General features: G+C 58.5%; 12 protein-coding genes. 4 read left to right on the top strand and 8 right to left on the bottom strand.

The window, feature by feature from the left end:
* Positions 1-2: 2 nt before the first annotated feature.
* Complete coding sequence (locus ACFWW4_RS11325) at positions 3-710, bottom strand: GntR family transcriptional regulator (protein WP_411890938.1); 708 nt, start codon at positions 708-710, stop codon at positions 3-5.
* A gap of 103 nt (positions 711-813) precedes the next feature.
* Here ACFWW4_RS11325 and ACFWW4_RS11320 point away from each other — a divergent pair, with 103 nt between their 5' ends.
* From ACFWW4_RS11320 to ACFWW4_RS11305, 4 genes are all read left to right on the top strand, one after another.
* Positions 814-1,971, top strand: a complete 1,158-nt coding sequence (locus ACFWW4_RS11320; protein WP_411890937.1) for an LLM class flavin-dependent oxidoreductase — start codon at positions 814-816, stop codon at positions 1,969-1,971.
* On the top strand, positions 1,968-2,864 hold the full coding sequence (locus ACFWW4_RS11315) for an aldo/keto reductase family oxidoreductase (RefSeq protein WP_411890936.1): 897 nt from the start codon (positions 1,968-1,970) through the stop codon (positions 2,862-2,864). Before ACFWW4_RS11320 ends, ACFWW4_RS11315 begins: the two co-directional genes overlap by 4 nt.
* The gene (locus tag ACFWW4_RS11310) at positions 2,864-3,367 is read left to right on the top strand and encodes a flavin reductase family protein (protein ID WP_411890977.1); all 504 of its coding nucleotides are present in this window, start codon (positions 2,864-2,866) and stop codon (positions 3,365-3,367) included. Before ACFWW4_RS11315 ends, ACFWW4_RS11310 begins: the two co-directional genes overlap by 1 nt.
* 311 nt (positions 3,368-3,678) lie before the next feature.
* Entirely contained in the window at positions 3,679-4,497 is an 819-nt protein-coding gene (locus ACFWW4_RS11305; protein ID WP_411890935.1) for a class I SAM-dependent methyltransferase, read from the top strand.
* Between the two features lie 12 nt (positions 4,498-4,509).
* Here the strand turns inward: ACFWW4_RS11305 and ACFWW4_RS11300 are convergent, their stop codons facing one another.
* From ACFWW4_RS11300 to ACFWW4_RS11270, 7 genes are all read right to left on the bottom strand, one after another.
* Positions 4,510-5,709 (bottom strand): glycerate kinase, encoded by a 1,200-nt coding sequence (locus ACFWW4_RS11300; protein WP_411890934.1) that lies wholly within the window; start codon positions 5,707-5,709, stop codon positions 4,510-4,512.
* Positions 5,672-6,931, bottom strand: a complete 1,260-nt coding sequence (locus ACFWW4_RS11295; RefSeq protein WP_411890933.1) for a hypothetical protein — start codon at positions 6,929-6,931, stop codon at positions 5,672-5,674. The genes ACFWW4_RS11300 and ACFWW4_RS11295 overlap by 38 nt, the downstream gene beginning before the upstream one ends.
* The gene (locus tag ACFWW4_RS11290; RefSeq protein ID WP_411890932.1) at positions 6,928-7,881 is read right to left on the bottom strand and encodes a hypothetical protein; all 954 of its coding nucleotides are present in this window, start codon (positions 7,879-7,881) and stop codon (positions 6,928-6,930) included. The genes ACFWW4_RS11295 and ACFWW4_RS11290 overlap by 4 nt, the downstream gene beginning before the upstream one ends.
* Before the next feature lie 75 nt (positions 7,882-7,956).
* Positions 7,957-9,261: a xylose isomerase gene (xylA, locus tag ACFWW4_RS11285; protein ID WP_411890931.1), complete on the bottom strand. Its 1,305-nt coding sequence runs from the start codon at positions 9,259-9,261 to the stop codon at positions 7,957-7,959.
* Positions 9,258-10,697 carry a xylulokinase gene (xylB, locus tag ACFWW4_RS11280; RefSeq protein WP_411890930.1) on the bottom strand — a complete coding sequence of 480 codons (1,440 nt, stop codon included), beginning with the start codon at positions 10,695-10,697 and terminating at the stop codon, positions 9,258-9,260. The genes xylA and xylB overlap by 4 nt, the downstream gene beginning before the upstream one ends.
* Complete coding sequence (locus ACFWW4_RS11275; protein ID WP_411890929.1) at positions 10,697-11,449, bottom strand: ATP-binding cassette domain-containing protein; 753 nt, start codon at positions 11,447-11,449, stop codon at positions 10,697-10,699. Before ACFWW4_RS11275 ends, xylB begins: the two co-directional genes overlap by 1 nt.
* Positions 11,449-12,744 carry a sugar ABC transporter permease gene (locus ACFWW4_RS11270; protein WP_411890928.1) on the bottom strand — a complete coding sequence of 432 codons (1,296 nt, stop codon included), beginning with the start codon at positions 12,742-12,744 and terminating at the stop codon, positions 11,449-11,451. The genes ACFWW4_RS11275 and ACFWW4_RS11270 overlap by 1 nt, the downstream gene beginning before the upstream one ends.
* Positions 12,745-12,807 lie beyond the last annotated feature (63 nt).

Here is a 12,807-nt window from a genome sequence, read left to right as displayed (position 1 = left end):
CGTTAACCTTTTCCCATGCGAGAGACGTAAGTGGCGCGCCCGGCATCATACCAGGTGCGCGAAAATTCTGCCGGTTCCTTGGCGGCGGTCCGGCTGACCCGCTCAATATAGCCAGCGGTCTGCCCGGCGTTCAGATGAAACGCCGCCGGCACCCAGTCCGGCACCACATCCACGCCAATGCGATCCTCGACAGCGGCAATCACCAGACCCAGCTCATGGCGGTAAAAGTGGTAAAGCGATTCCGACAGATCATCCTGCGCGATCACATCGCGCTGCGCCCCGTCCAACCAGATCTCTTCCAGCGCCACCAAGACACCATCCAGCGATCGTAGCCTGCGGATACGATGCCCCTCCGGATGCCCGCCCAGGCGCGCAAAGCCCTCAGGCTTGGGCAATCGATTTACTGACAACACCTCTGCCGTTGGCAACCCGCCACCCTTCAACAATTCCAGCCGGAAAAACGCATAAACGGATTCCACAACAGGCCGGTGCCGCACATAATTCCCCGACCCTTGCACCCGGTCCAAAAGCCCCTTGGCTTCCACATCCGCCAATGCCTTGCGCAAGGTCCCTACGGCGACACCCAGATCTTCCGCCATTTCCCGCTCTGGCGGCAGGCGTGATCCATCTGCCAGATGCCCGGCGGCAATCTCGCGGATCAGCATTTCGCTCAACTGGATGAATTTCGGCAGGGCTGAGGTCTTTGCCATATCGACCCCTCCCTGGGTGGCAAAAGAAGATTGATACACTATTGTTGCACATAAATTCGCGTGCTACGCAAGAGGCAACAACACATCTCGGGGAGGAGAATCGATGACCATTGTCCCGATCACCAGCGCAGATCTTGACGCCGCCGAAGTCAGCTGGTTTTCCGCCCTGTGTTCCGACGATTATCAATTCCTCGGTGTCCCCGACGGCGACCTGCGCTCAAGCTGGGAACACTGCCGCGACATTGCCCTTACGGCAGAGGAACAGGGCTTCCGCAACATCCTTGCTCCGTCGTCCTATCAGGTCGGACAAGACACTTTATCCTTCGTCGCAGGCATGGCCCCGCTGACGACGAAAGTAAACTTCCTCGCCGCCATCCGTTGCGGCGAAGTCCAGCCCATCATGCTCGCCCGCACCATCGCGACCCTCGACCACATGCTCAAGGGGCGGCTAACGCTTAACGTAATCAGCAGCGATTTCCCGGGCGAGGTTGCCGAAAGCGCCTACCGCTACAAGCGCTCCCACGAAGTCGTCGAAATCCTGCGCAAATGCTGGACGCAGGACGAGGTCAGCTATGACGGCGACATCTACCAGATTTCGAAACTCACCACTGAACCCGCCAAACCCTACCAGCAAAATGGCGGACCACTCCTCTATTTCGGCGGCTATTCCCCCGCTGCGCTCGAACTCTGCGGTGCGCAATGCGACGTCTACCTGATGTGGCCCGAAACGACCGACATGCTGGAACAGCGCATGAAGGACGTGAACGAACGGGCCGCCGCCCATGGCCGCACACTCGACTATGGCCTGCGCGTCCACATGATCGTCCGCGATACTGAACAAGAGGCGAAAGAATACGCCGACTACATCGCCAGCAGACTTGACGACGAATACGGCAAACTGATCCGCGACCGCGCCCATGACAGCATATCACTTGGCGTCGCCCATCAGGCCCGCGCACGCGAACTGGCTGACAAATACGGCTATACCGAACCGGGCCTCTGGACAGGCGTTGGTCGCGCCCGCTCCGGCTGCGGCGCGGCCCTTGTCGGCTCCACCGACCAGATCATGACGAAAATCGAGGCCTATCAAAAGATGGGCATCCGTGCTTTCATCTTCTCAGGCTACCCGCATATCGACGAGGCCAAGCATTTTGGCAAACGCGTTATGCCCCAGTTGAAAACCTGCTCGCTGCCGCATGAATACGGGCGCGTGCCATCCGAAACACCAGCGACCCCCTTGGGCACAGGACCACGCCGTTGAACCGCATTAAAATCACCGAAGACCTGTCGTTCAGCCGCATCATCTATGGCATGTGGCGCTTGAGCGACGACAGCGACGCCTCGCCCGCCCATGTGCAGGCCAAGATCGAGGCCTGCCTTGAACAGGGCATCACCACGATGGATCAGGCCGACATCTATGGCGGTTATGAGGCGGAGGAGGTGCTGGGCAACGCGCTCAAAGCAACACCCGCGCTGAAGGACCAGATCGAGATCGTGACCAAATGCGATATCGTGGCCCCCATGGGCCGCTACAGCGACGCCCGGGTGAAATACTATGACACCAGCCGCGACCACATCCTCGCTTCCGTCGATCATTCCCTGCGGTTGATGAATGTCGACAGGATCGACACCCTGCTGATACACCGCCCCGACCCAATGATGGACCACCATGAAACGGGCGCCGCACTGGATGAGCTCGTCGCCTCCGGCAAGGTCCGTTCCGTTGGCGTCTCGAATTTCAAACTACATGACTGGCTGCTGCTTCAGTCGGCGATGAAAACCAAGCTCATCACCAACCAGATCGAACTCTCGCTCAGCGCCCATCAGGGCTTCACCAATGGCGATGTCGCCTATCTGCAGCAACGCAGCATCCCCATCATGGCGTGGTCGCCACTGGGCGGCGGTACGCTCGTCTCCGGCGAAGGCAACGCAGAACTGCGCACCGCCATGACCAGAATTGCGCAAGCCAACGATACCGATATCGGCGCTGTTGCCGTGGCCTGGCTGCTGGCGCACCCAGCCAATATCATGCCCGTTATGGGCACCAACAATCTGAACCGGATCAGAGCTTTATCAGACGCATTGAAGGTTGGGATGGACCGGCAAACCTGGTTCGAACTCTACACAGCCGCCCTCGGCCAAGAGGTGCCATGATGGACGCAGGGACCATAGCAACCTTCGACCCCAGCACGGATGCGGACAGCTTTCGCGGCGCGCTCGGCACATTTGTGACCGGTGTGACAGTAGTGACAACCGACAGCTCGGAAGGTCCCGTCGCCATCGTCGCGAACAGCTTCGCCTCCGTCTCGCTCGACCCACCTCTTGTTCTTTGGTCCCCGGCAAAGTCCTCCAAAAGATTCGAGCACTTTGCTGGCTCTCGCCGCTTTGCAATTCATGTGCTCAGTGCAGACCAGCGTGACATTTGCGCTGCCATCATAAAGTCCAAAACGGCAATCAAGGATGTTCCGACACATCTGTCCCACTGTGGCATGCCAATTATCGAGGGGGCGCTTGCCACCTTCGAATGCAACCTCGAAACAACGCATGATGCCGGCGATCATGTGATCGTCGTCGGTCGCGTGACCAAGGCCCACCACAGTGGTGGCGCTCCCCTCGTTTTCCATGCCGGCAAGTACGGAGCTTTCAAGGAAAGCTAGGTGCCAAACGGCCACTCGACCGAAAACTGGTGCAAATACTCAATTTGAGGTATGGTGCTTGCAGGTTCGGCAACGATTTCGCCGGTGTCCTGTCATTGAGCGACCGCCTTTGGGCAAGATTTATCCGTCCTTTTCAAGGCGTAACGCATTGGAACGGAAAGGGATTATTGATGCTTGACGCACGTCAAGGTTGCAATCATGCAGCAGCAAAACCATGGACCAATATCACATTTGATGTAAAATCCGGTAAGGATACGCCTTTTGGGAACCTGGTTTGGTGTCCGGATTGTCATCGCGGGTTTACAACCCGCATGCCCACTGACGCCGAGATCGCGCAACACTACGACCTGGAAAGCTATTACACGCAAGGCAACAGCTCGCATATGCCGGATGTCAAACCAACATTGGCAGACCGCATTCTGACCAAGCTGGCCTGGACGTTTGATGATCCCCCGGCACCGCTACCGGACACGATAGCGGAAAAATGTCCCAATAAAGGGCGACTCCTTGATATCGGCTGCGGCAAGGGCGCCCTGATGGCCGATGCCAAGGCCCGCGGCTTTGAGGTCGCGGGGGTAGAGCCTGATCCTGCTGCGCGTCAGGCCGCAGCCAAGGACGGGATGATCGCGAGCAATGGGACTGCAGAGCATCTGCCGCCCGAAATCACAGGCGAGACCTTCGATGTCGTCACAACTACCCATGTTCTCGAACACTGTATTTCGCCACGCAAGGCATTGGAAAATGCACGCAAATGCCTGCGGCGGGACGGTACGCTCTATTGTGAGGTGCCGAACTGTGGCGCGCTGTATTTCCAGCGAAACGTGCAGATTGCCGAGATGCTTGATGTGCCACGGCATCTTCACTTCTTTACCAAAGACTCTCTTCAAATGCTCTGCGATGCGGTTGGCCTCAAGATTACTGACTGGCGCTATCACGGATACACCCGGCATTACAAAGCGGCGTGGCGGGCATGGGAAAATAGCATCCATCAGCGGATCAAAGCGCGCGGCGAAACGCCTGAAGGACCAAATCGCAGCTTTGCCCGGTCGCTCAAATTGATCCTTGATACGGCGAAGGCCGCGCCGGACAAGAAATTCGATTGCATTGGTTTCTTTGCGACGCCCGCCTAAGTGGACATAGGCTCAGCCTGACCTGATCAGCACACCAAGGTCAGCAACATTGGTGCCTGTTGCGCCGGTGATCAGCAGATCGTCGGCCATTTTCAGCGCCTGGTAGCTGTCATTGTTGTTCAGGAACGCCTCAACATCGCCGCCAGCCTTGGCAATTCGTTGCAACGTACCCTGATCGACGATGCCACCTGCCGCATCGGTCGGACCATCGCGCCCATCGCTGCCCCCTTGCAGGCACGTCCATTTTGTCCATCCACGAAGCGAGGCCTCAATCGCAATGCGCAACGCCAGTTCCTGATTGCGACCACCCTGCCCCGTCCCTTTCAAGACCACCGTGGTTTCACCGCCCCAAAGGGTCGTGCCAAGACCGGCCTGATCACAAATGAACGCCGCTGCATCTGCAACGTCGCCTTCAACCGGTGCTGGGATGACAAAGGCACCTCTGGTCGCAGCCGCCATCGCCGCCACGCTTTGACTATTCGATCCGACAAGGATGTTTCGCGAAGATGGCAACACTGCTGGTGCCGGCGCGCCCATCAGATGGTCTCGCACAGATTGGGGCACGCGATCCCACAGTCCGGCCTGATGCAGCAGCGCCATGGCATCGGCGGCCGTCCCAAGAGGGGCAACCGTCGGCCCGCTTGCGATGGCCGACAGGTCGTCACCTACAACATCGGACAGGATCAGCGCCGTCACCGGATGCGGTGCAGCGAGGCTCAAAAACCCGCCGCCCTTGAGGTCGGACAGCTGTTGCCTGATCAAATTCATCCGATCAATCGCAAGCCCGGAACCCAGCAGCAACTCATTAACCGAGGCTTTGTCAGCAAGGGTAAGTTGCCCTGCCGGGGCAGGTAAAAGCGCTGACCCTCCGCCCGAGATTAAGGCCAGCACGGGTCCACCAGCAGATCGCAACGCGGCAATAACAGCGCGCGCGGCAAGTGTTCCGTTTTCATCTGGTATGGGATGACCAGCCGCAAAGACATCGGCGCCCTTCAACGCCTTTGCGTTTTCATAGTTTGTGACCACGATCGTGTTGGTCTTTGGGAAACGCTCCAATGCAGCCTGAGCCATAAGGCGCGCCGCCTTGCCCACCGCAATGATAGTCGCTGATGCCTCCAAATCTCCGATCACGTTGGCGACAGCTGCGTAAGGATCGGCCGCTTTTACCCCGGCATCAAAGATGCGCAGCGCGCGCGCTCTGGGTCTGTTCATCAACCTTGTCCTCCTCCCACTTGGGACGCCCCCTTTGCTCAGATATCAGCGCCGCCATCCGCTGTACTACCTGCAACTCCACTTCAGCATTGGGTGACGTGCTCAGAGCTGGCATGGAAAGTGCAATCAGAACACGCGGTTGCACGCAGGCAAGCATGATATGCGTTGCGCTATATGTTTCAAAAAGGTGGGCGATATGGTCATCCGCCAACGCACCCAGACTTGGCGGGGCCATACGGCGCAAGACGGGGGCAGCCTCAAAGATCGCCCGCAGTGTATCGTCCTGCAAACCGCGCACGTTCTCCTCTTTGATAACGACCGCCCCTTGCACAAGCGGATGCGATTGCAAATCGCGCAGGAACGCTATCGGATCATCGGTTGACGCGGTCGCCATATGGCGTAGCAGCCCCCAGCTTTGCTCCTCAACCCGCAGAGTCCGGGCATCGTTAAAGATCGCGACCAGAAACATAGCCGTCATGATCGACGCAATGGTCAAAAGTGTGCCATCCCGACCCAATTCACCAAAAAAACCAATCATCACACCGACTCCAACCGAGGCCAGAACCATGACCACAAGGTTCATAAGCGTCGCCCGATGCCCAAGATGAGTGCGACCAAGTCCAATCGCCAGCCAGCACAGGATCAGAACGCTGAGCGCCGAGAACTGGATCGGTAGCCCGATATACAGCAACATGAAATCGCCAAAGGCCATGGGAATGAACAGGATCAGCGACCAGCCCAATCGCGTTACCATCGTGTTCTCGCTCAAGCCCAGTGATGCCCTGTCGCGGGTCAAGATCAACCATCCCGCCAGACAGAACGCAATCATCTGAAAAGTCAGAAGTGCGATTAGCCGAGGTGGATCAAGGCTCTCTGCGTACCAAAAAGCGCTCAAACCAAAAACCACCGTCCCACCTGCCACAAAGGTTTTTACCAAAGGGGGCGAGTGACGGCGCAACAACCCCTCCGTCAACAGCAGTACAGCAAGCGGTATCAGACCTGCAGCCAGCAACTCCAGAATACGAAAAACCGGCGCACCAGGCACGATTTGCAGAATACGGCCTCCAAACAGCATCATCGTCACCCTGATGCCGAACAAGAACCGGCGGTTGATCGGATCCCATCCATCCCGTCGGATCAAAGCATTCTGCAAGCTCAGAAGGCCCAGCAAGGCACCGCTGGACAGAAACAATTCGGTCAGCACCGTCGCCGCAGCGATCATTTGCCCTGAACCTTCCACGGTCTCAAAACAGAAAACTGGGTCCGGCTGTCGGCCCAGTAAATGACCGGAAGGATAAATCTGCGCAACGCAACCAGACTGCCGGCGACCAGCAGACCAAAAACGGCGGATTTTGGCACTTCGCGCGCCAGATATGTCCGCATCGCTGACAGGTCCATCTGGCCCAGCTGGATTACATCATCGCCACGCTCATAATCCAACTGATCAGCGCAAAATGTGTTGTAGTGATCGTCGCGATGCTTTGGGGCCTCTTCCCAAGTCTTCTTCAGATTATCGGACCCGCCGGTATAGGCATTGGTGATGACAAACCTGTCCTCGTCGAAGCCTGCATCATCGCCGACGCCAAACACCTCGCGATGATCGTCCAGTATGTGGCGCGCCAGCAAAAGATGGTTCAGCGTCCGCCGCCCGCCTTGCGGCTTGGGCCAAACATTCGAAAACATCTCTGACACCATACCGACAACCGAAGGGACCTGCGTGACATTCGAAACCCAGACAGGCCGAAATTGGCGTCGGAAAAATATCAGAAAACAGGTCAGTCCATAAAGCACCCATGACAGGTTCTTGGACCTTTCGTCGGGGTCGACCATAACCAGACCCAGATGCAGAACTTCGGTCGGTTGCGGGGCGGTTTCCAGCGTCATCACCGCCAGTGCGTTAAACGCAATCGGCGTACCGTCACGTTTGCTAACGAGTGTGATGATCACGTCCTCCAGACGCGACCTATCACCGGAAAACACACCGTAAGTCAGGCTGCCTGCGTCCAATGTACGTCCGGCAATTCTGCGCAAGTCACCTGAAAGTGCCGCAATCTCAGCCGGGTCCATCCATGCACCGGGCCGCTCGACAATCCGTACGACATAGTCGGACCCCGACCGCAAGGTCACGTCCATATGCTTGCGGCCGAGTGTTTTAATGACTGTGCCGATCACTGCGCAATCCCTGTCCCTTTGAAGGGAAGGTTAGGCAGCGCGCGCGAAAGGCACAAGGTCAGGTTTTCCGGGGCCTTACAGGTAGCGGTTCACCAGATTTTCCAGCCGCTCCTGACGGCCAGAGCGTGGCTCTGGATTGATGTTGTCGCGGATAACACAATCATAACACTGATCCAGCGTCGCTTGCGTCAGCAGCCCCTGCGCATCCGGCGTATCCCAGCCTGCGTAGCGTTCATCGCGGGCCGCCTCCAGCTTGCCGTCTTCCAGAATCGCAGCGGCGGCTTTCAACCCCGCGGCACAGGCATCCATCCCGCCAACATGCGCAAGGACCAGGTCTTCTGGATCAAGGCTTTGCCGTCGTAGCTTCGCATCAAAATTTGTGCCTCCGGTGGTGAAGCCACCGGCCCGCAGCACCTCGTAAAAGGCCAGCGCCATCTCGGGCACATTGTTCGGGAACTGATCGGTGTCCCAGCCGGACTGGTAATCATTCCGGTTCATATCGATAGACCCGAAAATCCCCAACTCGCGGGCCAGCGCCAGTTCATGCTCAAACGAATGGCCCGCCAGAATGGCATGGCCCTGTTCGATATTCACCTTCACTTCGCCCTCAAGCCCAAAGTCCTTGAGGAACCCGTACACCGTCGCCACGTCATAATCATACTGATGCTTCGTCGGCTCTTGCGGCTTGGGTTCGATCAGGATCGCGCCTTTGAAGCCCATTTTGTGCTTGTAATCGACCACCATCTGTAACATTCGCCCCGCCTGCTGACGTTCACGGCCCATATCGGTGTTCAGCAAGGTCTCATACCCCTCGCGGCCACCCCAAAGAACGTAATTCTCGCCCCCCAGCTTGATCGTCGCATCCATGCAGGTCTTTATCGTGGCGGCGGCATAGGCAAACACATCCGGGTCAGGGTTGGTCGCTGCCCCCGCCATGAACCGCCGGTGCGAAAACAAATTGGCCGTGCCCCACAGCAGCTTGACCCCCGTCGAATCCATCTTTTCTGCAAAGTAATCAACGATCTGTTCGAGGTTCTTCGTGCTCTCGGCAAACGTCGCCCCTTCGGGCCGCACATCCGCATCATGAAAACAGAAATAAGGCACGCCCAGTAGCTGGAACATCTCAAAGGCCACATCGGCTTTCAGCCGGGCGGCATCCATCGTATCGCCAAACCACGGGCGATCAAACGTCTGGCCACCAAACGGATCGCCACCGGGCCACGCAAAGGAATGCCAGTAAGCACAGGCAAAGCGCAGATGCTCGTTCATCGGCTTGCCCATCACCACCTGATCAGGATCGTAATGGCGAAAGGCAAAATCATTGTCGCTGTCAGGCCCTTCATAGGTGATTGCCGGAATACCCTTGAAGAAATCGGTCATGTTAGTCCTTTCAATGCGTGATAGCTGGCGCGATAGCGCGCATGTGCCGCGGCAAAATCGTCTGTCAGCGCGGTATCGGGTTCAATCACCCGCGCGATCTTGGGCACCGTGGCAATCTCCACCCCCGCCCCCGTGGCGGCCATCATGCCCAGGCGGGCCGCGCCAAATGCACCACCAAAATCGCCGTCGGCAGGCAATTCGATAGGCAGGTTGAGCGAGGTCGCAATCGCCTTGACCCAGTAATCGGATTTCGACCCGCCACCGACCGCAATCAACCGCTCGATCCGCGTGCCCGTGGCCGACAATGCATCATAGCAATCGCGAAACGCATGCGTCACACCTTCCAGCACCGCCCGTGTCAACGCCCCGCGATCCGTCGCATGATCCAGATGCAGGAATGATCCCCGGATAGACGCATCATTATGCGGCGTCCGCTCTCCCCCCAGATAGGGCAGGAACAATACGCGCCCCGGTGCCTGCAGCGCCCCAAGATCACCGGTCAGCCGCGCCGCTGGTGCACCAGCCACACCGGCAAACCAGTTCAGCGCATCCGCTGCGGCAAGGATAACCCCCATCTGGTGCCACATATCCGGCAGCGCGTGGCAGAACGTGTGCACGGCCGTCCCGGCATCAGGCTGATAGGCGTCGCTGGCGGCAAACAGCACACCCGACGTGCCCAGCGACACAAACGCATCGCCCGCCTTCACCACGCCAACACCCACGGCACTAGCAGCATTGTCGCCGCCACCACCGGCGACAACGACACCCTTGGGCAAACCCCAGCGGCTGGCCAGTTCATCCCGGACCTGCCCTGATACCTCCGACCCTTCCACCAGCCGGGGCATCTGCGCGCGGGTCATGCCTGTCGCCGCCAACAGATCATCCGACCAATCACGCCTGCCCACATCCAGCCAGCTTGTGCCGGCCGCATCCGACATCTCCGCCACAGCCTCGCCCGTCAGCCACAGGCGCAGGTAATCCTTGGGCAGCAGGACACGGGCGACACGGGCGAAAACCTCCGGCTGATGCCGGGCGACCCACACCAGCTTGGGCGCTGTAAATCCGGGGAAAACAATATTGCCGGTCAGCGCTCGAAAGCGCGGATCGGCATCCAGTTCAGCGGCCTCCGCCGCCGACCGCGTATCATTCCACAGAATACAAGGGCGCAACACTTCATCATCGGCATCCAGCAAGGTCGCACCATGCATCTGCCCTGACAAACCGATACCGCGCACCCCGTCTAGGGGCCTCTGCGCCGCCAGTTCACGCATCGCGGCATCGGCAGCGTCCAGCCAGGTGGCAGGTGCCTGCTCTGACCATCCCGGCGCGGGGCGCACCGCCTCCAGCGGCGCTGTCGCCTCTGCCAGAATTGTCTGGGCGTCATCAATCAATACGGCCTTGAGACCCGAGGTCCCCAGATCAAGGCCGATATACATCAAGCCGCCAGGTGTTCGGGCTTCTTACCCGCAATGATCATCGCCAGCAGATCATCGGTCGACACATCGTCAACCTTGACGACACCGACCAGCTGACCGTTTTTCATCACGGCCGCCCGGTCGCACAGCGCCTTGACCTGATGCACGTCGTGATCGATCAGGAAAATGCCCAGCCCCTGACGCTTCAACTCCTGGATCAGCTCTGCCACCATCTGCGTTTCCTGCGGACCGAGCGCCGCTGTCGGCTCATCCATGATCAGGATCTTGGCATTGAAATACACCGCCCGGGCAATCGCGACTGATTGGCGCTGACCGCCCGACAGGGCCGATACGGGCGCATGGAATTTCTGGAAGTTCGGGTTCAGCCGGCCCATGATCTTGCGCGTTTCCGCTTCCATGCTGGCATCGTCGACTGTACCCAGCGCGGTTGTCAGCTCGCGCCCCAGAAACAGGTTGGCTGCCGCATCCAGATTATCGGCCAGCGCCAGCGTCTGATAGATCGTCTCGATATGATAGCGGCGGGCGTCGCGCGGATTGTTGATCTCGGCATGTTCGCCATTGATCAGGATTTCGCCCGCATCCTTGCGATACGCCCCGGACAGACACTTGATCAGGGTCGATTTCCCAGCTCCGTTATGGCCCAACAGGCCCACTACTTCACCGGGATAAAGATCGACACTCACATGATCGACGGCTTTGACCCCGCCAAAGGCGATCGAGATATCGCGCATTTCAACAAGAGGTGCCGCCATTAGTGTGCTCCCAGTTTCTTACGATAAATGATGTCGATCAGAACCGCGACGACAAGAACGAAACCCACAACGATGTTCTGGAACGGGGCATCCACGCCCACCATTGCCATGCCCGACTGCAGCGACTGCATGATCAGGGCACCCAGGATCGCGCCATAGATCGTGCCGATCCCGCCGGACAGGGCCGTCCCGCCAATGACCGCCGCTGCAATGACACGCAACTCGTCCAGAATGCCGATGTCATTGGAATGGAACGACAGGCGTGCAGACGCAACAACAGCAGACAACGCGCATAGGAACCCCATCAGCGCGAAAATCTTGACCGTCAACAGACGCGTATTGATCCCCGACAGTTCCGCCGCATCCGGATTGCCGCCGGTGGCAAAGATATAGCGGCCAAACCTGGTCTTGGACGCGATGATCGTCATCGCCACAGCAACGCCAATGAGTAACAACACCGAAATCGGCAGACCGTAGGCGGCGGAATAGCCTTCCGGCACCTCCAGCCCTTGGGCCGCAAAATCCCGCGCCAGGACACGCTCCGGGATTTCATAACTGTTCAAAACCCAGATAAAGCCCATGATGCCCGCAACGACGATCCCCGCAACTGCGGCCTCGGCCCAGGCTGGCTTGACCGGAAAGTCATGGCTGATCTTGGTGCGGCGGGCGTTATACAAACCGATCACCGCGACAACCGAGGCGATCACCCCGAATATCCACGACCAGGTTTCCCCCAGCGTCCCGGAGATACCACCGAAAGCCTGAAACGTCTCATCTAGCGGGCCGATCGTTTGACCATTGGTCAGATACCAACCGACATTGCGCCAGACCAGCAAACCGCCCAGCGTCACGATAAAGGCCGGGATGGTCAAATAGCCGATCAGCCAGCCATTGAAGGCACCAATCAATGTCCCCGCAATCAGACCACCGGCAATCGCCAGCCACGGCAAGGCCGGATTGCCCAGCTCAAGACCGAATGTCGACAACAGCCAGTTGGTCTGCAGCATCGCCATGATTGCCGAACAGGTGGCCAGCAGCGATCCGACCGACAGATCGATATGGCGGGTGACAATCACGAACACCATGCCGGTGGCCATGATCGCCACAGATACGGTTTGGATCGTCAGATTGAATATGTTGCGCGGGGTCAGGAAACGCCCGTCAGTCAGGACATTAAAGACCAGACAGACCAGAACGAAGGCGCCAATCATACCCAAAAGCCGCGTATCGACCTCAAGCGTTGACAAAAGCGACCGGCGCGGTGGATTGGCCGGGGATACGGTTTGATCGGACATAGCGTGATACTCCATCGCGGAGAAGTGGGGCAGATCGCGCAGCACCTCCCCATCATGCGGGGC

Origin of the sequence: Yoonia sp. SDW83-1 (assembly GCF_046762885.1) — a bacterium.
Taxonomy (GTDB): domain Bacteria; phylum Pseudomonadota; class Alphaproteobacteria; order Rhodobacterales; family Rhodobacteraceae; genus Yoonia.
This window is presented reverse-complemented; position numbering and strand designations above follow the sequence as displayed.

Bases quoted from the DNA above. Each gene is read 5' to 3' on its own strand.
- ACFWW4_RS11275 (WP_411890929.1), bottom strand. From the start codon at position 11,449: ATGGCGGCACCTCTTGTTGAAATGCGCGATATCTCGATCGCCTTTGGC.
- xylB (WP_411890930.1), bottom strand. From the start codon at position 10,697: ATGTATATCGGCCTTGATCTGGGGACCTCGGGTCTCAAGGCCGTATTG.
- ACFWW4_RS11270 (WP_411890928.1), bottom strand. From the start codon at position 12,744: ATGTCCGATCAAACCGTATCCCCGGCCAATCCACCGCGCCGGTCGCTT.
- ACFWW4_RS11300 (WP_411890934.1), bottom strand. From the start codon at position 5,709: ATGAACAGACCCAGAGCGCGCGCGCTGCGCATCTTTGATGCCGGGGTA.
- ACFWW4_RS11295 (WP_411890933.1), bottom strand. From the start codon at position 6,931: ATGATCGCTGCGGCGACGGTGCTGACCGAATTGTTTCTGTCCAGCGGT.
- xylA (WP_411890931.1), bottom strand. From the start codon at position 9,261: ATGACCGATTTCTTCAAGGGTATTCCGGCAATCACCTATGAAGGGCCT.
- ACFWW4_RS11320 (WP_411890937.1), top strand. From the start codon at position 814: ATGACCATTGTCCCGATCACCAGCGCAGATCTTGACGCCGCCGAAGTC.
- ACFWW4_RS11310 (WP_411890977.1), top strand. From the start codon at position 2,864: ATGGACGCAGGGACCATAGCAACCTTCGACCCCAGCACGGATGCGGAC.
- ACFWW4_RS11305 (WP_411890935.1), top strand. From the start codon at position 3,679: ATGCCCACTGACGCCGAGATCGCGCAACACTACGACCTGGAAAGCTAT.
- ACFWW4_RS11325 (WP_411890938.1), bottom strand. From the start codon at position 710: ATGGCAAAGACCTCAGCCCTGCCGAAATTCATCCAGTTGAGCGAAATG.